This window comes from Streptomyces sp. NPDC093586, assembly GCF_044764905.1.
Classification (GTDB): Bacteria; Actinomycetota; Actinomycetes; order Streptomycetales; family Streptomycetaceae; genus Streptomyces.
This window is the reverse complement of the sequence record NZ_JBIWJA010000016.1, coordinates 21,868-41,310: the sequence shown is the minus strand read 5'-3', so window position 1 is coordinate 41,310 and position 19,443 is coordinate 21,868. Positions and strand designations below refer to the sequence as shown.

18 protein-coding genes are annotated in these 19,443 nt (G+C 73.3%); 12 read left to right on the top strand and 6 right to left on the bottom strand.

Going from position 1 to position 19,443, the window contains the following annotated elements:
* Window positions 1-78: 78 nt before the first annotated feature.
* From ACIRFH_RS18470 to ACIRFH_RS18455, 4 genes are all read right to left on the bottom strand, one after another.
* Window positions 79-579: a metallophosphoesterase family protein gene (locus tag ACIRFH_RS18470; RefSeq protein ID WP_403521779.1), complete on the bottom strand. Its 501-nt coding sequence runs from the start codon at window positions 577-579 to the stop codon at window positions 79-81.
* A gap of 90 nt (window positions 580-669) precedes the next feature.
* Window positions 670-849, bottom strand: a complete 180-nt coding sequence (locus tag ACIRFH_RS18465) for a hypothetical protein (RefSeq protein WP_403521777.1) — start codon at window positions 847-849, stop codon at window positions 670-672.
* Between the two features lie 86 nt (window positions 850-935).
* The gene (locus ACIRFH_RS18460; protein ID WP_403521775.1) at window positions 936-1,355 is read right to left on the bottom strand and encodes a CBS domain-containing protein; all 420 of its coding nucleotides are present in this window, start codon (window positions 1,353-1,355) and stop codon (window positions 936-938) included.
* Window positions 1,356-1,474: 119 nt separating this feature from the next.
* Entirely contained in the window at window positions 1,475-3,916 is a 2,442-nt protein-coding gene (locus ACIRFH_RS18455) for a SpoIIE family protein phosphatase (protein ID WP_403521773.1), read from the bottom strand.
* Window positions 3,917-4,922: 1,006 nt separating this feature from the next.
* Here ACIRFH_RS18455 and ACIRFH_RS18450 point away from each other — a divergent pair.
* From ACIRFH_RS18450 to ACIRFH_RS18430, 5 genes are all read left to right on the top strand, one after another.
* The gene (locus tag ACIRFH_RS18450; protein WP_403521771.1) at window positions 4,923-5,138 is read left to right on the top strand and encodes a type A2 lantipeptide; all 216 of its coding nucleotides are present in this window, start codon (window positions 4,923-4,925) and stop codon (window positions 5,136-5,138) included.
* A gap of 101 nt (window positions 5,139-5,239) precedes the next feature.
* The gene (locus ACIRFH_RS18445; RefSeq protein WP_403521769.1) at window positions 5,240-6,046 is read left to right on the top strand and encodes an HlyD family efflux transporter periplasmic adaptor subunit; all 807 of its coding nucleotides are present in this window, start codon (window positions 5,240-5,242) and stop codon (window positions 6,044-6,046) included.
* Window positions 6,043-8,265, top strand: a complete 2,223-nt coding sequence (locus tag ACIRFH_RS18440) for an NHLP family bacteriocin export ABC transporter peptidase/permease/ATPase subunit (protein WP_403521768.1) — start codon at window positions 6,043-6,045, stop codon at window positions 8,263-8,265. The genes ACIRFH_RS18445 and ACIRFH_RS18440 overlap by 4 nt, the downstream gene beginning before the upstream one ends.
* Window position 8,266: 1 nt before the next feature.
* Window positions 8,267-11,089: an NHLP bacteriocin export ABC transporter permease/ATPase subunit gene (locus tag ACIRFH_RS18435; protein WP_403521766.1), complete on the top strand. Its 2,823-nt coding sequence runs from the start codon at window positions 8,267-8,269 to the stop codon at window positions 11,087-11,089.
* Window positions 11,090-11,202: 113 nt separating this feature from the next.
* Entirely contained in the window at window positions 11,203-11,601 is a 399-nt protein-coding gene (locus ACIRFH_RS18430; protein ID WP_403521764.1) for a hypothetical protein, read from the top strand.
* Here ACIRFH_RS18430 and ACIRFH_RS18425 read toward each other — a convergent pair.
* Window positions 11,566-13,224, bottom strand: a complete 1,659-nt coding sequence (locus ACIRFH_RS18425) for an IS1182 family transposase (protein ID WP_403521762.1) — start codon at window positions 13,222-13,224, stop codon at window positions 11,566-11,568. The genes ACIRFH_RS18430 and ACIRFH_RS18425 overlap by 36 nt on opposite strands.
* A 152-nt stretch (window positions 13,225-13,376) precedes the next feature.
* On the opposite strand from ACIRFH_RS18425, the gene ACIRFH_RS18420 reads away from it, so the two are divergent.
* The 5 genes from ACIRFH_RS18420 (at window position 13,377) to ACIRFH_RS18400 (ending at window position 16,624) form a co-directional block, all read left to right on the top strand.
* On the top strand, window positions 13,377-14,387 hold the full coding sequence (locus ACIRFH_RS18420; RefSeq protein ID WP_403521760.1) for a Ppx/GppA family phosphatase: 1,011 nt from the start codon (window positions 13,377-13,379) through the stop codon (window positions 14,385-14,387).
* Window positions 14,388-14,459: 72 nt separating this feature from the next.
* Window positions 14,460-14,642 carry a hypothetical protein gene (locus tag ACIRFH_RS18415; protein WP_403521758.1) on the top strand — a complete coding sequence of 61 codons (183 nt, stop codon included), beginning with the start codon at window positions 14,460-14,462 and terminating at the stop codon, window positions 14,640-14,642.
* Window positions 14,643-14,705: 63 nt separating this feature from the next.
* A complete protein-coding gene (locus ACIRFH_RS18410; protein WP_403521757.1) occupies window positions 14,706-15,737 on the top strand; it encodes an iron-containing redox enzyme family protein in 1,032 nt (343 codons plus the stop codon).
* A gap of 31 nt (window positions 15,738-15,768) precedes the next feature.
* Window positions 15,769-16,413, top strand: coding sequence for a HemK2/MTQ2 family protein methyltransferase (locus ACIRFH_RS18405; RefSeq protein ID WP_403522009.1), 645 nt, complete (start codon window positions 15,769-15,771; stop codon window positions 16,411-16,413).
* Window positions 16,394-16,624, top strand: coding sequence for a CDGSH iron-sulfur domain-containing protein (locus tag ACIRFH_RS18400; RefSeq protein ID WP_403521756.1), 231 nt, complete (start codon window positions 16,394-16,396; stop codon window positions 16,622-16,624). The genes ACIRFH_RS18405 and ACIRFH_RS18400 overlap by 20 nt, the downstream gene beginning before the upstream one ends.
* A gap of 153 nt (window positions 16,625-16,777) precedes the next feature.
* Here ACIRFH_RS18400 and ACIRFH_RS18395 read toward each other — a convergent pair whose 3' ends face one another.
* Window positions 16,778-17,212 carry a protease inhibitor gene (locus ACIRFH_RS18395; RefSeq protein ID WP_403521755.1) on the bottom strand — a complete coding sequence of 145 codons (435 nt, stop codon included), beginning with the start codon at window positions 17,210-17,212 and terminating at the stop codon, window positions 16,778-16,780.
* A gap of 349 nt (window positions 17,213-17,561) precedes the next feature.
* Between ACIRFH_RS18395 and ACIRFH_RS18390 the strand changes: the two genes are divergently transcribed.
* Together ACIRFH_RS18390 and ACIRFH_RS18385 are read left to right on the top strand one after the other, a co-directional pair.
* On the top strand, window positions 17,562-18,731 hold the full coding sequence (locus ACIRFH_RS18390; protein WP_403522007.1) for a lactate 2-monooxygenase: 1,170 nt from the start codon (window positions 17,562-17,564) through the stop codon (window positions 18,729-18,731).
* A 159-nt stretch (window positions 18,732-18,890) separates the two neighbouring features.
* A complete protein-coding gene (locus ACIRFH_RS18385) occupies window positions 18,891-19,400 on the top strand; it encodes a GNAT family N-acetyltransferase (protein ID WP_403521753.1) in 510 nt (169 codons plus the stop codon).
* Window positions 19,401-19,443: the final 43 nt, after the last annotated feature.

The following is a 19,443-nucleotide window of genomic DNA, read 5'->3' as shown; positions in this document are numbered from 1 at the left end:
CGTAACGGGCAGCGCCCTCATGGGCGCTGCCCGTCCCTGTTGCCGTGTCCCGCGAGCTCCCCTGCCCCGCGAAGCCGGCTAGCGCCGCGGCAGGCGGTGCAGTTCCACGTCCCCCAGGCGGCCGTCGGCGGCCGTGGCGGTCATGTACGTGCAGTACGGCTGGCGGCGCCGGTCGGTCGGGGAGCCGGGGTTGAGCAGCCGCAGACCGGTGCTCGCCGTCGTGTCCCAGGGGATGTGGCTGTGTCCGAAGACCAGCACGTCGAGGTCGGGGAAACGGGCGGCACAGCGTGCCTCCCGGCCCTTGGCGGCGCCCGTCTCGTGGACGACGCCGAAACGCAGGCCCCCGAGGTCGGCGCGGGCCACCTCGGGCAGCCGGGCGCGCAGGCCGGGTCCGTCGTTGTTGCCGTACACCGCGACGAGTCGTCGGCTGCGTTCCTGCAGCAGGTCGAGCGTGTCCGTGTCGACCCAGTCCCCCGCGTGCAGGACGACGTCGGCGCGCGGGATCTCCGCCAGCAGGGACGCGGGCAGTCCCCTGGCCCGCTTGGGCACGTGGGTGTCGGACATGAGCAGCAGGCGCACGGCTCCAGCCTGGGTACGGGGCGGCGGGCACGGACACGGGTCGCGCCGGCACGAAGGCCGGCGCTCGACGATCTCGGTCGCGGGGTGCGGTCAGTCCTCACCCCGGACGATGTTCGACTCCTGACCCGTCTGCGGCGCGCGCGGGGTGTCACCGTCCTCGACGGCCGGTACCCAGGTGCGCAGAGCACCCTTGCTCCGCAGGCGGCGGGCCTGCGACCAGCCCGTCTCCAGGCGGCGGACAGCGGGTTTCTCGCTGGTGTCCGCTCTCACGGGGCATCATCCTCTTCCTTCTGTGGCCGGTGCCGTTGCCCTGCGGGTCCCCGGGCGCGCACCGGTGAAACGGACGCGTGCCGTCCTCACGTGTTGGGCCGGGCCACGCTGATGTCGCCCAGCGCCGAGCCGGGATCACGCTCCATGGCCAGGTCGCCCAGGGCGACGATGCCCACGGGGTGTCCGTCGTCGACGACCGGGACACGGCGTACGGCGTGTTCGCGCATCAGCCGGATCGCACGGTCCAGTTCGTCGTCGGGGCCGACGGTCACCAGGTCGTCGCTGCACGCGCCGGCCACGGTGGTCCGGTCCAGGTCGCCGCCCTCCGCGACGGAGCGGATCACCAGGTCCCGGTCGGTGACCAGTCCGCGCAGCCGGTCGCCCTCCGTCACCAGGACGGCTCCGAGGTCCTGGTCGCGCATGATGCGGGCCACCTCGGTGACCGAGGTCTGCGGCTCGACGGTCACCGGATCGGCGGTCATGATGTCGCGGACGTGCTGGGTCATGGCGTCCTCCCTCGTGGAATCGCTGTCGGTCTCGGCGGCCGGGTACCCGGTGGGACGGCGGCGATCCGTCCGATTTCGGCTGGGCACGGGGTGGTGTTCGGCCGATGGGCCCGGCGGTCTCACCGGCCCAGCGTGATCTCGCTCCACACCTGCTTGCCGCCGCTGACCGGCAGCGTCCCCCACGTGGCCGACACCGCCTCGACCAGCAGGATGCCGCGTCCGCCCGTGGCCTCCCAGCCGATGCTGGTCGGTTTGACGGGCGTACGCGGCGACGCGTCGGCGACCGCGACGCGCAGCCGGCCGCCCACCAGGGTGAGGTCGAGACGGACATGGCCGTCGGTGTGCACGAGGGCGTTGGTGACCAGTTCGGAGACGACGAGGAGCACGGCGTCGATGTCGGCCACCGGGACGTCCCACGAGCGCAGGGTGCGGCGGGTGAATCGACGGGCGTGCCGGACGGCCTCGGGCAGCCGCCACACCGTCCAGGTCTCGCGCAGCGGACGCGTCTCCATGCCGTCGTAACGCACCAGCAGCAGGGCGACGTCGTCGCTGCGGGGGGCGTTGCCGAGCAGGGCGTCGGCGACGAGACCGAGGCGGGCGGGGTCGGACACGGCCAGCGCGTGCGCGAAGTGGTCCATGCCCTCGTCGATGTCGGCGTCGGCGGACTCCACGAGCCCGTCCGTGGTGAGGGCGATCAGGGTGCCGGGGCGCAGCCGGAGCGGGCTCATCGGGAAGTCGGCCTGCGCCACCACGCCGAGCGGCGGGCCGCCCTCCGCCTCCGCGATCTCCGTGGTGCCGTCGGGGTGGCGCAGCACCGGCGGCAGGTGTCCCGCGCGGACGCACCAGGCGGAGCCCTCCTCCATGTCGAGGTCGACGTAGACGCAGGTGGCGAAGAGGTCGGTGCCCATGTCGGTGAGGAGCCGGTTGGCCCGGGAGACGACCACGTCGGGCGGGTGGCCCTCGACGGCGTAGGCGCGCAGGGCGGTGCGCATCTGGCCCATGAGGGTGGCGGCGGCGGCGCTGTGGCCCTGGACGTCGCCGATGACGAGGGCGACGTGGTGGTCGGGCAGCGGGATCACGTCGTACCAGTCGCCGCCGAGCTCCAGCCCGGCCGTGCTGGGCAGGTAGCGGGCGACGGCGACCGCGCCGGGCAGTTCCGGCAGACGGCGCGGGAGCAGCTGGCGTTGGAGCATGCCGACGAGTTCGTGCTCGGCGTCGAAGGCGTGGGCGCGCATCAGGGCCTGCCCGGCGAGGCCGGCGGAGGCGGTGAGCAGGGCGCGCTCGTCGGGGCCGAAGTCGTGCGGGGAGTCCCAGCCGATCAGGCAGACACCGGCCGTGCGGCCCGCGGCCGGCAGCGGCAGGACGGCCAGACCGCCGGGGCCGACGTCGGCGAGCGCCGGTTCCAGCGCGGTGCCCGCGGGCCAGATCCGGGCGCGGCCCTCGCGCAGCGCCGAGGCGAGGGTGGGCATGGCGCGCACGGGGGCGTCGGGCCACTCGGTGCGCCACTCCAGCCGCCACAGCTCGGGCCACGACTCCGGTTCGGGCGGGTCGAGGACGGTGACGACGAGACGGTCGTTCTCCAGCTCGGCCAGGGCGATCCGGTCGGCGCGCAGCGGTCTGCGCAGGGCGGCGACCACGGCCTGACTGACGTCGCGGACGGTGCCCGCGGTGGCCAGGGCGGCGGCCAGGCGCTGGACGCGGGCGACGTCGGTCACGTCGGGGCGCAGGGCGGAGGCGTCGGCGACGGTGCCGGCGAGACGGGCCGGCCGTCCGTCGCCGCCCGGCAGCAGGCGTCCGCGCAGTCGCAGCCACTTCGGCGGGCCGGTGGGCTGCAGCGCCCGGAACTCCAGTTCCCGGTCGCCGATGGACATGTGGTCGGCCTCGACCACGGACATCAGGGAGGGCAGGTCCTCGGGCACGGTCAGTCCGAGCAGTGTCTCGACCTTGCCGTCGAAGTCGCCCGGGGCGAGGGCGAACAGTCGCAGGATGTCGGCGCCGACCTCGACCCGGCCGGTGTCCATGGCCAGGCGGAACGCGTCCGGCCGCAGTTCCCGGCTCTCGGCGGCCGCGGGCGGGGTGGGGCCGACGACGGCCTCGGCGACCAGTTCCAGGCAGGTCCGGTCCTCGGGACCGAAGCCCTCGGGGCGTTCGGTCAGGGCGAGGAGACAGCCGCCGTCGCCGGGCACGGGCAGGGCGGCGAGGGAGAAGCCGCTGGACGGGACGCGCCGCGACTCGGCGGACCCGGCGAACTCCTCGGGGCCGAGCCACACCGGCGCCCCGGCCCGCCGGGCTTCGGCGACCGGGGAGCCGCCGGCCGCGGGGTAGCTGTCGCGCACGCCGTACAGCGTCCTCGGCACACCCACCGACTCGGCGAGGCAGAGCAGCTCGCGGTCCTCGCCGGGCGCGTAGACGGCGGCGAAGGACGCCCCGCCGAACACGAGCGCCTGTTCCAGGACGCGACGCAGTCGTTCCCTCCGGTCCGGGAGGGTGGCGACCGCCTTCAGGGCATCCCCGGCACGCGGCGTCCTCGTCCCGCGTTCCGCGGCGCCCTCACTGACCACGTCGCCATTACAGCGCGTACGGGACGGCCGCGCAGCCCCTGTGAAGGGGTTACCTGCGGTCCCGGGTACGGGAATGACGCCCGGTGCGCCGCGGCCGGGTCCGCGGGGACGCGGCGCCGCCCCTGTGGGGTACGGACGCACCGCCCGCGGCACGGTGGTGAACGGGCCCGCTCCGCGCAGGCGATGGCCCGCACGCCGGGACGTAGACCGGCCCGGCCCTCCCGACGGAGGTACCGGACCGGTCCGCGTGTCCGCGAGGAGGCAGGGGCCGGCACAGCGGTCGGGGTCAGCGGGTCCGCGTCGGGCCGGAGCCGTCGGCACGGCCGGCACCCGTGCTGTCGTGTGCGCCCGCAGTCCCCCCGTGCCGTCGGCGGCGTCCGTGCCGAGTGCCACCACCGCGCCTGCCGCCGTCGCGGCCCCGGGCTCCGGGATTCGCCGGTGGCCCGACCTGCTCGACCTCCTGGGACGGGAACCCCCGGGCAGCCGTCGGACGGCGGCTGCCCGGGGGTTCCCGGACGGCCGTCGGTACACACGGGCCGTACCGGCCGCTCGACACTCTCCGCGTCCGTTCCGGCGCTCTCCGTCACCGCCGTGGAGCGGAATCCCGGCTTCAGTGAATCTGCACACCGACCGCCCAACCTGGTCACTCCAACTGGCCGTTCTCCACAATCACCGGGTGTCGCGCACGCCTTTGGGACGGGAGTGCCGGATTCGCGGCGGCGCGGGCAAGGGGTCGCACGGTCCGATGCCGCGCCCGGTGTGAAGAAGTCGCCGCGAAGGCGTGCGCACTCCTGCACGGTTGAGCGCCCTGGTGCCGCAAGTGTCCAGGTGGGAGCGGTGATTGATTGGAAGGGCCGGCCTGACGCGTGCTTTGATCCATCGCACCGCGGGGGCCGCGGAGGGCTCCGGAAAAAGGGCGCCCGGCCGCCCGTGGCCGCGGCCGTCGTCTGTCCCCAGAGGGGGCCGCTCCCCCTTGTGAATTGGCTATACGAAGGGAAGTTCCATCATGAACTCCACCCCCCAGGTCGAGACCGTCGAGATCTCCGACGCCGAGCTCGACAACGTCTCCGGTGGCCTGAACGTGAACGCCGTCGGCACCGTCACCGGTCTGGTGGACGGCGTCGCCCCGGTCTCGGGTCTGCTCAACACCGCCGTCGGCACCGTCGAGGGTGTCACCGGTCTGAACACGGCCCCGGTCACGGGCCTGGTCGCCGGTCTCTGATCGCGCCCTCGTGCCGCTGAGTCCCGGAGCCGTGTCCCGGCTCCGGGACTTCCCGGCCGTTCTCCGACGGCTTCTTAGCGATCTCCTGGGATACGTCCGACGTGCAGTTCCGCCAACAGGCCCTCGCCAAACTCCAGTCACCTGAGGAGCTCGACCTCCCGGTGCGTTTCGCCCGCCCGCAGGGCTGGCTGGTGCTGTCCGTGACCGTCGTCGCGATGGCCGCCGCGTCCGTGTGGGCGGTGACCGGCTCGGTGGCCTCCACGGTCGGCGCGCCCGCGGTCCTCACCCACGGGCAGGGCAGTTACCTCCTGCAGAGCCCGGTCTCCGGCCAGGTCACCGCGGTTCTCGCCCGGCAGGGCGAACGGCTGGCCGCCGGTTCGCCGGTGCTGAAGGTCCGTACCGCCGAGGGCGACGCCGTCGTCCGCTCGCTCGACGCGGGCCGCGTCAGCGCGCTCGCCGCCACCGTCGGCCAGATCATCCGGACGGGCGCGGACGTGGCGTCGATCGAGAAGGTCGCCCACGCCGACGACCCGCTCTACGCCACCCTCTACGTCCCCGCCGAGAACGCCGCCGCCATTCCCGTGAACGCCCCGGTCGACCTGACCGTCCCGTCGGTGCCGGCCCAGGAGTACGGCGTGCTGCGCGGCCATGTGAAGTCGGTGGACCGCTCGGTCCAGTCGGCACAGTCGATCGGCGCGTTCCTCGGGGACGTCCGGCTCGGCGAGCAGTTCACGAAGGACGGCAGGCCGGTGGCCGTGACGGTCCGCCTGGACACCTCGAAGTCCACGAAGAGCGGCTACGCGTGGTCGTCCGCGGGTGGACCGCCGTACGACCTGACCTCCATGACGCCGGCCACGGGCTCCATCCGGCTCGCCGGGCAGCGTCCCGTCGATTGGCTGCTGCCGTGACCACCGCGACCGACACCCGGGGCAGACGCCGTGCCGCCCCGCCGAGACGCAAGGTGCCCAGGAGCCGGGCGAAGACCGTCCGTACACCCACCGTGCTCCAGATGGAGGCCGTGGAGTGCGGCGCCGCATCCCTCGCGATGGTGCTCGCCCACTACGGCCGGCACGTCCCGCTGGAGGAGCTGCGCATCGCCTGCGGCGTCTCCCGCGACGGCTCGCGCGCCAGCAACCTGCTGAAGGCCGCACGCGGTTACGGCCTCACCGCCAAGGGCATGCAGATGGACCTGGCCGCCCTCGCCGAGGTGACGGCGCCGGCCATCCTGTTCTGGGAGTTCAACCACTACGTCGTCTACGACGGCATGGGCCGGCGCTTCGGCCGGCGCGGGGTGTTCGTCAACGATCCGGGCAAGGGCCGCCGCTTCGTGTCCCTGGAGGACTTCGACGGCAGCTTCACCGGGGTCGTGCTGACCATGGAGCCCGGCGAGGACTTCGCCCGGGGCGGTCGCAGGCCGGGGGTGCTCGGCGCGATGCCGGCCCGGCTGCGCGGCACCGCGGGCACGCTGCCCGCCGCCGTGCTGGCGAGTCTGCTGCTGGTGGCGGTGGGCGCGGCGGTGCCCGCGCTCAGCCGCACCTACATCGACACGTTCCTGATCGGCGGCCAGACCTCGCTGCTGGGCGTGCTGTTCGCGTCGATGGGCGCCTGTGTCCTGCTCACGGTGGTGCTGACCTGGCTCCAACAGGCGAACCTGCTGCACGGCCGCATCATCTCCTCCACCCTGTCCAGCGCCCGTTTCCTGCGGCATCTGCTGCGGCTGCCGGTGACGTTCTTCTCGCAGCGCAGCCCGGCCGACCTGGTGCAGCGCCTGCAGTCCAACGACGCCGTCGCCGAGACCCTGGCCCGCGACCTCGCGGCGGCGGGCGTCGACGCGATCGTGGTCGTGCTGTACGCCGTGCTGCTGTACACGTACGACCCCCAGCTCACGTTCGTCGGCATCGGCGTGGCGCTGCTGAACGTCGTCGCGATGCGCGTCGTCGTCAGGCTGCGCGCGACGCGCACGGCGAAGCTGCGGGCGGACACGGCCCGGTTGACCAACACGGCGTACACCGGTCTGCAGCTGATCGAGACGATGAAGGCGACCGGCGGTGAGGACGGCTACTTCCGCAAGTGGGCCGGGCAGCACGCCACCACGCTGGAGGAGCAGCAGCGGCTCGGGGTGCCGAGTGCCTGGCTGGGTGTGGTCGCGCCGACGCTCGCCACGTTCAACAGCGCGCTGATCCTGTGGATCGGCGGCATGCGGGCGGTGGAGGGCCACATCTCGGTCGGTCTGCTGGTCGCCTTCCAGGCGCTGGTCACCCGCTTCACGGCCCCGCTGACCCGGCTGAACGGCGTCGCGGGCCGCATCCAGGACTTCGCGGCCGACGTGGCCCGGCTGAAGGACGTGGAGAACTTCCGGGCCGACCCGCTCTACGGCCGGCCCGGCGGCGGCGATTCCACGCGCCGGCTGCACGGCCATGTCGAGCTGGAGAACGTCTCGTTCGGCTACAGCCCCCTCGACAAGCCGTTGCTGACCGGTTTCGACCTGAGCGTCGGGCCGGGGCGGCAGGTGGCGCTGGTCGGCGGTTCGGGCAGCGGCAAGTCCACGGTGTCCCGGCTGATCTCGGGTCTGTACACCCCGTGGGAGGGCGTGATCCGCATCGACGGGCAGCGCCTGGAGGACATTCCGCGCGGGGCGCTGGCGTCCTCCGTCTCCTTCGTCGACCAGGACGTGTTCCTGTTCGAGGGCTCGGTGCGCGACAACGTGGCGCTGTGGGACCCCTCGATCCCGGACGACGCCGTGGTGGAGGCGCTCAGGGACGCCGCGCTGTACGACGTCGTGATGCGCCGTCCGGGCGGCATCCACAGCAGGGTCGAGCAGGACGGCCGCAACTTCTCCGGCGGGCAGCGCCAGCGCCTGGAGATCGCGCGGGCGCTGGTGCGCAGGCCCAGCATCCTGGTCCTGGACGAGGTGACCAGCGCGCTGGACGCGGAGACCGAGCTGGTGGTGATGGACAACCTGCGCCGGCGTGGCTGTGCGTGCGTGGTGATCGCGCACCGGCTGAGCACCGTGCGGGACAGCGACGAGATCGTCGTCCTGGAGCACGGCACGGTCGTGGAGCGCGGGCGGCACGAGGAACTGGTGGCGCGCGGCGGCGCGTACGCGGCGCTGGTCGGGGAGCGGTGAGATGACGACGGTGCACGAAGGGCAGGGCGATCTCGTCCTCGGCGCGCTCGGTTCCCTGGGCACGCGCGTCGACTGCGCCGGGTTCAACCGCCTCGACCTGGAGGGCCCGCAGGTGCTCTGGCTGGTGGTGTCCGGCGCGGTGGACCTGTTCGCGGTGGACGCGGGGCAGCAGGGCCACTGGCACCACCTGGGCCGTCTGGAGGCGGGCTCGGTGCTGCTCGGGCCGGTGACCGGCCCCCGGCACACGCTGGTCGCCCGTCCGCTGCGGGACTGCGTGGTGCACCGCGTCGGGCTGCGCGAGCTGTACCGGCCGGCGCCCACCCAGACCTGGTCGTACGACGAGTACGGCAACCCCCAGTACGTGCCGCCGGCGACGAGCCCGCTGGAGTACGCCCTCGCCCTGGGCGTCGGACGCGGTCTGTCCGTCCTCTTCCAGGCGCCGATGGCCTCGGAGCGGGCGGCGGCGCCCACGGACGACGACGTCTTCTGGATGCAGGTGCCGCCCGGCAGCGTGCAGTACGGGGCGGTGTACGGCGACGAGGCGGCCGGCGACCTGCTGATGGACCCCGCGCTGTGGCAGAGCATGGTCGACCAGCAGTACCGGCTGCTGACCGCCCTGGACCGCTGGATCGAGCAGCTGGAGCGCACGCACGAGACGCGCACGGCGGCCGGCATCAAGGCCGGTGAGGCGGTTCGCGCCCAGGCCGACCGGACCCTGCTGGCCTCCATCGGCCGGCGGCCGGGGAAGCGGGTGACGGCCGCCGACGCCGACGCCACCTACGCGGCCTGCGAGCTGGTCGCCCGCGCGGCCGGGATCACCCTGGCCGAACCCGCGCGCAACGGCACCGAGAGCGACCGGCTCGACCCGGTGGAGCGGATCGCCCTCGCCTCCCGGGTCCGCACCCGGGCGGTACGGCTGGACGGCCGCTGGTGGCGGGACGACGTCGGGCCGCTGGTCGGTCACCGGGCCCTGTCGGGCGCGCCGGTGGCGCTGCTGTGGCGGCGCGGCGGCTATGTGGCCGTGCATCCGGCGACCGGCCGGGAGACGCCGGTCGAGAAGGCCAACGCCGAGGAGTTCGAGCCGCGCGCGGTGATGTTCTACCGGCCGCTGCCCGAGCGCCGGCTCGGTCCGCTGGGGCTGCTGCGGTTCTGTCTGCGGGGCACGCGCGGTGACCTGACGGGGCTGCTGCTCGCGGGACTGGTGACGGTGGCGATCGGCGCGCTGGTGCCGGTCGCCACCGGCAAGGTGCTCGGCGAGTTCGTGCCGAGGGCGCAGACCGGGCTGATCGTGCAGGTGTGTCTCGCGGTGATGCTGAGCAGTGTCGTCGCGGCGGCGTTCACGCTGTTGCAGAACCTCACGATCCTGCGGCTGGAGGGCCGGATCGAGGCGACCCTCCAGCCGGCCGTGTGGGACAGGCTGCTGCGGTTGCCGACGAAGTTCTTCACCGAGCGCTCCACGGGTGAGCTGGCGAGCGCGGCCATGGGTGTCAGCGCGATCCGCAGGCTGCTCGCGGGGGTCGGACCGACGGTGGTCCAGTCGGTGACCGTCGGGGCCGTGAACCTGGGGCTGCTGCTCTGGTACAGCGTGCCGATGGCGCTCGCGGCGATGGGCATGCTGGTGGTCGTCACCGGCGTGTTCCTGGGGCTCGGGCTGTGGCAGGTGCGCTGGCAGCGGCGGCTGGTCAAGCTCACCAACAAGCTGAACAACCAGGCCTTCCAGACCCTGCGCGGACTGCCCAAGCTGCGGGTCGCGGCGGCCGAGAACTACGCCTACGCGGCCTGGGCGGAGCGGTTCGCGCGCAGCCGTGAGCTCCAGCAGCGGGCGGGGCGCGTCAAGAACCTGAACGCGGTGCTCGGCGCGGTGTACCTGCCGCTGTGCACGCTGCTGATGTTCATGCTGCTGGCCGGCCCGGCGCGCGGTTCGATGTCGGCGGCGGCGTTCCTCACCTTCAACACCTCGGTGACGATGCTGCTGACCTCGGTGACCCAGCTGACCGGCGCCTTCGTGTCGGCGGTGGCGGCGCTGCCGTTGTTCGAGGAGATCAAGCCGGTGCTGGAGGCGGCGCCCGAGGTGCGCACCGCGAGCACCCGGCCGGGACCGCTGTCCGGGGCGATCGAGGCGCGGCGGCTGTCGTTCCGGTACACCGACGACGGGCCGCTGGTGCTGGACGACGTGTCGTTCGCGGTGCGGCCGGGCGAGTTCGTGGCGATCGTCGGGCCCAGCGGCTGCGGCAAGTCGACCCTGCTGAGGCTGCTCATCGGCTTCGACCGTCCGCTGTCGGGCAGCGTCCTGTACGACGGCCAGGACCTGGCCGCGCTCGACCGGTCGGCGGTGCGCCGTCAGTGCGGGGTGGTGCTCCAGCACGCGCAGCCGTTCACCGGCTCGATCCTGGACGTCATCTGCGGCACCGAGCCGTACACGCCGGAAGAGGCGATGGCGGCGGCCGAGCTGGCGGGGCTCGCCGAGGACATCAGGCGGATGCCGATGGGCCTGCACACCATCGTCTCGGGCAGCGGGGCGGTCTCCGGGGGCCAGCGGCAGCGGCTGATGATCGCGCAGGCGCTGATCCGCCGACCGCGCGTCCTCTTCTTCGACGAGGCGACCAGCGCCCTGGACAACGAGACGCAGCGCACGGTGATCGAGTCGACCAAGGCGCTGAACGCCACCCGGATCGTCATCGCGCACCGTCTGACCACGGTGCTGGACGCCGACCGCGTGATCGTGATGGAGGACGGGAAGATCGCCCAGCAGGGCCCGCCGGCCGAGCTGCTGGCGGACACCGGCGGCCGACTGCACGAGCTGGTACGGCGGCAGCTGGCCTGAGGCCCCGGTCCAACTGCGCCCCGGCCGGCGATGCCCGGACGCTGTTGGCGAATTCAGCCCGATCTTGGTGTGAGCCCGCGCTCACTCCGGGATCGGGCTGATCCGCGTGCGGCGTGGCTGCCAAGATGCGTTCCGTGGTTACGGATGCGGAGTGGGAGCGGATCCGGGGGTATCTGTGCTTCGGCCAGGTCTTCCGGGGCACTGTCGTGAAGGTGCCCAGACCTGGGACAATCGGGATCTTCGTGGACATCGGATTGGACGTCGGTGGCTTCGTCGACGTCCTGCTGTTGCCGGAGCGGGAGGAACGCTGGCCCGCCGAAGGCACGGTCGCTGATTTTGAGGTCTGGTGGGCGGACAGCCGTCAGCAGGTCCGGCTGAAGCCGTCTGATCCGCGGTATCTGCGGGAGGACTTCGCGGACTTCGTGGCGCGTGTCAGGCCCAGTTGGCCGTCCGATATCGGCCGCCCTATTCAGGGCTCACTGCTCGATCGGCAGAAGTGCCGCGAAGTGTGAGACGCGGGTGTGGGCCCGAGGCGTCTGCGTGAGGTGGGCGTCGATGCGGGCGAGGTTGATCGCGGCGCCCGTGAGCTGGTGCTGGAGGCTGGTCTTCGCCAGGCCGCGGTAGCGGGATCTGCGCAGGCCGCAGCGTTGGACGCCTTGGGCAATGGTGCCCTCGACGCCGGCTCGGATCTTGTAGCGCTCTTTCCACCCATCGGTCTTTTGCAGGGCACGAGCCTGCTGGAGGGTGTCGTACTCTTCGCGTGGCCGCAGGGTGAGCTGTCGGCGCTGGGCCGTCGGGGTGCTGAGGCAGTCGCTGCGGCGGGGACAGGGACGGCAGTCCAGCACCGAGAAGGCGACCCGGATGACGGGCATGCGCCGCTGTGAGCTGTGCACGGCCCAGGCTTTGCTGGTGCGGCCGTTCGGGCAGGTGGCTCGCTGGTTGTCCCAGTCGATGGTGAAGGCGTCCTGGCCCCAGGATCCGTCACCGCGCGCGGACTGGACACTGTTGACCGGCTGAAGCGGGCCGTGCAGCTCGACGCCGTAGTCGCGGCGGGCTGCGACCATGGCGGGGCTGTTGGCGTAGCCGGTGTCGACCCAGTGCTCCTCGGGCAGCAGTTCCCGCCGGGCGAGCCCGGCATGGACCGCAGCGGCCATGCGGTCGTCATTGACCGCGGCGGCGGTGGTGACCACATTCGTGATCAGGTGCAGGACGTCGGGGCCGCACGTCTCGGTGAGATGGACCTTGTAGCCGTCCCAGTCCAGGTCACGCTTGGAGCCGGTGCGAGTCTCGGTGTCATAGGGGGTGACCAGGCGTTGTGTGCCCGGCGGGCGGTCTTTTGGGGCCCGGCGCTGCACCTCGCCTTCGACCAGGTGGAAGTGCTGGACCCAGATCCGCCGCAGGACCTCCACCTGCGGCAGAGCACGCAGATGACACGGCGCATTGGGCGAGGTCACCGCCTGGAGCAGCCGCATGCCGTCGGCGCCGATCCGCCGGCCGATCTCCTCCCGCTTCGAGCGGGCCTTGGGGAAACGCGAGTCCTCGGCCCGGGTGGCGTAGTGCCTGAACCAGTCCGGCTCAGCGATCTGGTCCAGCCACTCAGGAGCGGTCAGGGCCAGCGCGTGCAGCGCGGCGCGCAAAGCCTCCGCCACCATCTCCAGCCAGCGCAGCTCCCGCGCCGCCGACAGCACGTGAGTGGAGTCGGTCCGTGCTCTCCCGCCGCCGACCAGTAACCCCCTGTCCCGGGCCGCATCCAGGATGCCGTCCAGCACCCGCCGCCCGGCATCTGCCTCGATGATGCGGTCGCGGAACTCCGACAGCACCGAGAAGTCGAAGCCGGGATCGGTCAGCTCCAGACCGAGCGCGTACTTGAAGTCGATCCTTGCCCGCACCGCCTCGGCGGCCTGCCGGTCGGTGAGCCCCTCCACGAACTGCAGCACCAGCACCACAGCCAGCCGCCCCGGCGACCAGGCGGGCTTGCCCCGTGATGGAAACAGGTCGGTGAACTGGTCGTCGGTGAACAGCGGGCCCAGCTCGTCCCGGACCCGGATCGCCAGGCTGCCCTTGGGAAAGGCAGCCTTCGCCACCCGCGCGGTCTCTTCGGGGACCTCCCTTGGCGCCACCGGCCGCAACGACATCGACAATCTCCCCCTACAGCAACGTCGGTCTCCAAGACCACAACCGGGTCTGGGAGACCGACGTCACGCGGGCCCCGAATTAACCAACAGCGTCCGGCGATGCCCGGCCGGGGCGCAGTTGGACCGGCGCGCAAGTGGGTACCTGCGCTGTCATGCGAATCAGCGTGGTGGATGTCGGGTCGAAGACCGTACGGCTCGTGGTGGCGGACGCGGAAGGTGGTGTTCCGCTGCCGGTCCACACGGCGAAGTGGCGCCTGCGGCTGTCCGAGCAGGTCCCGCCGGGCGCCCCGGTCCCCGAGGAGGCCGTGGAACGGCTGGTGGCGGCGGTCGACGACGCGAGCCGGACGGCGGCCCGGTGGGGTGCGGCCGACCCGCTGGCCTTCGCGACCGCCGTGGTGCGTACCGCGCCGAACCGCCGGGAGGTGCTGCGCACCGTCCGGGAGCGCACCGGGGTCGGTCTGTGCACCCTGCCGGGCGAGGTGGAGGCCGAGCTGGCGTTCCTCGGGGCACGGCGCTGGATGGGCTGGCGGTCGGGCCCGCTCGCCCTGCTGGACATCGGCGGCGGCTCGCTGGAGGTCGCCTTCGGTCGTGGCCGGCTGCCCGACTTCGTGGCCTCGCTGCCGCTGGGGGCCGGGCGGCTGACCCACGAGTTCCTCGCCGGCGGCCAGGACGTGCCGGACCCGGAGCAGCTGCGGGCGCTGCGCCGCGGGGTCCGCCACCAGCTGCGGGACGTCGCGGCCCGGATCCGCTGGGAGGGGCCGCGCACGGCGGTGGCGACCTCACGGACGTTCCAGCAGCTCGGTCGGCTGTGCGGGGCGCTGCCGGGACGCCACGGACCCTTCGTGGAACGGCGGATGACCTGCGCGGACCTCAAGCAGGCGGTCGGCCGGCTGGCCGTCCTGCCCGCGGCCGAACGGGCCCGCCTGCCCGGCATCTCCGCGCCGCGGGCCGCGCAGAGCCTGGCGGGCGCGGTGGTCGGGCACACGGCGATGAAGCTGACCGGACTGGAGTCGGTGACGCTGTGCCCCTGGGCGATCCGCGAGGGCATCCTGCTGCGCCACATCGAGGACGGCCCGTCCTGGTGGGCGGAGACCGTCCGCGCCGACGACGAGCCCGCCGCCCCCGGCCCGGTGCCGCTGCGCATCGCGGCCACGGCGGACTGACACCACCACGGGCCCCGGCGACGGGGCCGACGACCGCACCGAGCCGAACGAGAACGAGAAGAGGAGCGCTTCGTGTCCCACGACGGCGACCGCGACCACCAGCAGCCCGAGACGGCCATCGAGGAGGTCATGCGCGAGATCGAGGAGGCCGAGACCCGCGACCCGGAGTCCGCGGAGGAGCGGCGGCACCGGGGCGAGGCGGGCGACGCCACCTCCCCGAACCTCGAGGCTCAGGAGGAGTCCGGCAAGGAGTAGGGCTGCGCCGCGGGAGCCCGGCACGGCACGGATGCGACGGCGCCGGCCGGGTACCCGCGTCGCATGGAGAACGTCCGCGAAGAACCACAGCTGCCGACGGCCCGGGGCCCGCTCTCCGCGGCCGTCGGCTCGTATCTGCTCGGCACGGGCCCGCTCCCCCGCCCCGAGGACGCCGCCGCGGCGGCACCGTACGGCGACGACCTCCAGCTCGCCCTGTACCAGTGCTACGAGCTGCACTACCGCGGTTTCGCCGGCGTGTCCCCCGGCCTGGAGTGGGACCCCGGTCTGCTGCGCGTCCGGGCGGCGCTGGAGGACCGCTTCCTGTCCGCGCTGCGCGCCGACACACCGGTCCACGACAGCGTGGCGGACGCGATCGGGGCGCTGCTGGTCGAGCCCGTCGACGGCGAGGGCGTGAGCCACTTCCTGCGGGACGAGGGCGAGTTGTGGCACCTGCGGGAGTACGCGGCCCAGCGTTCCCTGTACCACCTCAAGGAGGCCGACCCGCACGCGTGGGTGCTGCCGCGGCTGTGGGGCCGCGCGAAGGCGGCGATGGCGGCGGTGGAGTTCGACGAGTACGGCGGCGGCCGCGCCGACCGGGTGCACGCCCGGCTGTTCGCCGACCTGATGAGCGACCTGGGGCTGGACACGGCGTACGGACGTCATCTCGACGCGGCCTCGGCCGAGTGCCTGGCCACGGTGAACATGATGTCCCTGTTCGGCCTGCACCGGGCGTTGCGCGGCGCCCTGGTCGGTCACTTCGCGGCCGTCGAGATCACCTCGTCGCCCGGCTCCCGGCGGCTCGCCGAGGCGATGCGCCGCACCGGTGCCGGGCCCGCCGCCGAGCACTTCTACGACGAGCACGTCGAGGCCGACGCGGTGCACGAGCAGATCGTCCGGCACGAGGTGATCGAGGGGCTGCTGGAGCAGGAGCCGCACCTCGCGGCGGACGTCGCCTTCGGCATCGACGCCACCGGCTTCCTGGAGGACCGCTTCGCCGACCGGCTGCTCGCCGACTGGCGCGCCGGCCGCTCGTCCCTGCGCACCCCTCCGGCGGACGAGTCCCGCGAGCCCTGCGGAGCCTCCCATACTCCGTGACCGCCGGGGTACGTGGGTTGACGTGAACTTCATGGTGCTACCGGGCGTCTACGCCCCTCAGGAGGACACCACCCTGCTGACCGGGGCCCTGGCCGACGAGTCGCTGCCGCCGGGTGCGGCCGTTCTGGACGTGGGCACGGGCACGGGCGCCCTGGCGCTGGCGGCGGCCCGGCGGGGCTGCCGGGTCACGGCGGTGGACGTGTCACGGCGTGCCGTGTGGGCCGCCCGGCTGAACGCGGCGCGGGCCGGGGTACGCCTCCGGGTGCTGCGCGGCAACCTCTTCGCCCCGGTGCGGGGCGAGTCGTTCGACCTCGTCCTGGCCAATCCGCCGTACGTTCCGGCGCCGGGCGGCGGCCGCCGGCCGCGCGGTGCGGCCCGGGCCTGGGACGCGGGTCACGACGGCCGGCTGGTGCTGGACCGGATCTGCCGGGAGGTGCCCGCCCTGCTGAAGCCCGGTGGTGTGCTGCTGCTCGTGCAGTCCGCGCTGAGCGATCCCGGGCAGACCGTCGGGCATCTGCGGGCGGCCGGTCTGAAGGCCGCGGTGACCCGGCGGCAGCGGATCGCCTTCGGACCCGTGCTGCGCGGCCGGGAGCGCTGGCTGCGGCAGCGGGGTCTGCTGTCCCTGGCCGACAACGAGGAGGAGCTGGTGGTCGTCCGTGCCGAACTCCCCGTCTGACACGCCCCGCCGGATCACCGTCCAGCGCCGGGGGCCGATGCTGGTGGAGGGGCCGGTGGAGGTCGAGCTGGAGGACGGGACGACGGTGTCCTCCGACCGTTTCCGGGTCGCCCTGTGCACCTGTCGCCGCAGCCGGCGCTATCCCTGGTGCGACACCAGCCACCGCGCCCGGTCGTCGGGGCCGGGCGGCGGGCCGCCGGACGAGGGCTGAGGGTTCCACGTCCTCCGATGCCGGGGAACGGCGGACGGCCCCACTCCGTCCGCCGCCCCCGGTGCGGGACCGCCGCACGTCCACGCGGCGGCGCTCGCACTCCCCAGCGACGAGCAGCCGGTCACGTCGCGCGGACCGCGCGGTCCCGGTCTCTCAGAACGCGAAGACGCTCGTACCGCTCGCGTTCTTCACGCACTCGTTGGCGAAGGTGCGCTCGTAGGAGACGCGCCGACCCTGCCAGACACCGTCGACGGTGACGACGACCGGGGCGTACTCCCGGGTGCACCGCACACCGGTGTCGTCCGTCAGGGCGTCCGGATCCCCGCCCGCGCCGCGCAGTTCCGCGCAGGCCGGGCCGGAGGCCGGGTGGGTGCCGGAGGCTCCCGGCGTACAGGTCAGGGTGACGGCGCGCAGCGGCGCGGTGGTGGCAGCGCTCTCTCCGTGCCCCACGGTCAGCACCAGGGCCGAGGGGGCGTGGAGCGACGCGGGGGCGGTGGCCGGGGAGGCATGGGAGGCCCCGGCGAGGGGCCCGCAGACGGCGGTGGCCGTCAGGCCCAGAGTCGCTGCCCAGCGCGCGGTGTTCCGCATCGTGTGCATCCTTCCGCTCGGTTCGAGGATGGCGCCGGCCCGGACCGGTGGGTGCCGGACCGGCGAGCGCGAGTCTGCCGAGTCCGCCGCCGGAACACATCTCGACCCCCCGGATTTCGGTAACCTTGCGTATTGAATCAGTGGCGGGAAGTCACGGGATTGGAACGTTCCACGTCCGGAACGAGGCGGTTCTTGATCATGCGTTCCGGCCGGATGGCGTGATCCACGCGTTCACCGATCGACCGGAAACATCCCCGAAACAGTCCGGCATCCGCCGAAACCCCTCGCCCTACTCGTGAGTATGGTGCTGACGGCGCGCGAGCTCGACGACGAGAGGCGGGACGTACGGATGGCGAAGCACTGGGCGGACTTCCAGTACGAGATCTACCTGAACGGGATGACGGGCGCGGTGCCCCGGCTGCCGACCGACCTGACCCGCCTGGAGGAGCTGACCGAACGGCGGCTCGGTCCCGGCCCCGTGGGCTACGTCGCGGGCAGCGCGGGTGACGGCTCCACGGCCCGCGCCAACCGGCGGGCCCTGGAACGGCGCCGGATCGTGCCGCGGATGCTGCGGGACGTGCACGAGCGGGACCTCTCGGTCGAGGTGCTGGGGCGTGCCCTGCCGGCCCCGCTGGCGCTGGCGCCCGTGGGCGTGCTGTCGATCATGCATCCGGACGCGGAGCCGGCCGCCGCCCGGGCCGCCGCCGCGCAGGGCGTGCCGTTCGTCCTGTCCTCGGCGTCGAGCACGCCGATGGAGCAGGTCGCGGAGGCGATGGGCGACGCCGAGCGCTGGTTCCAGCTGTACTGGCCGAAGGACCGCGAGGTGGCCCGCAGCTTCCTGGACCGGGCGAGGGTGGCCGGGTTCACGGCCCTGTTCGTCACCCTGGACACCCCGCTGCTGTCGTGGCGCCCGCGCGACCTGGACCAGGCGTACCTGCCGTTCCTGCACGGCGTGGGCACCGCCAACTACTTCTCGGACCCGGCCTTCCGGGCGGGGCTCGCCAAGCCGGTGCACGAGGACCCGGACGCGGCGGTGGCGCACTTCGTCGGCATGTTCTCCGACCCGGGCAAGACCTGGCCGGACCTGGCGTTCCTGCGGGAGAACTGGGACGGCCCGATCGTCCTCAAGGGCGTTCTGCACCCGGACGACGCCCGGCTCGCCGCCGACGCCGGGATGGACGGGGTGGTGGTGTCCAACCACGGCGGCCGCCAGGTGGCCGGTGCGATCGCGGCGGCGGACGCGCTGCCGGGCGTGGCGGAGGCGGTCGGCGACCGGCTCGCCGTGCTGTTCGACAGCGGCGTCCGCACCGGCGACGACGTCTTCAAGGCGCTGGCGCTCGGCGCGCGGACGGTGCTGCTGGGCCGCCCCTACGTCTACGGCCTGGGCCTGGACGGGCAGGCGGGCGTCGAGCACGTGATCCGCTGCCTGCTCGCCGAACTCGACCTGACGCTCGCCCTGGCGGGACACTCCTCCCCCACCACGCCCGGACCGACCGACCTCGTCGAGGAGCGCGCCTGAGCCCCTGGAGGACGTCCCGGCCGCCGCCCCACCGCACGGAACACAGGTCCAGGGCGACCGACGCCCTTCCGCGTCGGCCTTCGGCTCTCCTGTTGCACCGGGTTGCCCGGCGCCGGGCGCGAAGGCCCCGGCCCTTTCCGTATGCGTAATATGCTCCATATGCAGCCGAGTATTACGTCAGTGCGTGGCGAGCCCGCCGTACGACGGGCCGTCGCCCGGGACGCCAAGCGGCTCACGCGACTCGTGCGCGGCTCGCGTGCCTACGAGGGCCAGTACGCGGCGATGGTCGCGGACTATCGCATCGGGCCCGACTACATCGAAACGCATCGGGTCTTCGTGGCCGTCGACACCGGTGATCACGCGGGCCGGGTGCTCGGTTTCTACTCGCTCGTCCTCTTGCCGCCGGAGCTGGACCTGCTCTTCGTCGAGGACGGGTCGCAGGGCCGTGGTGTCGGGCGGCTGCTCGTCGAGCACATGAAGTCCGAGGCGCGCGCGGCGGGGCTGGACCGTGTCCGGGTGGTGTCGCATCCTCCGGCCGAGGGTTTCTACCGCAGCGTGGGCGCGCTGCGTACCGGGACCGCCTCCGCGAACCCGCCCGCAGTGGCGTGGGACCGGCCCGAGTTGGAGTTCTCGACGCAGTCCCCGGCCGGTGCCGCGCGGTCCGCATGAGTACGCGCACTCATGCGGGCACCTGCTCGCGGACCGTGGCCGT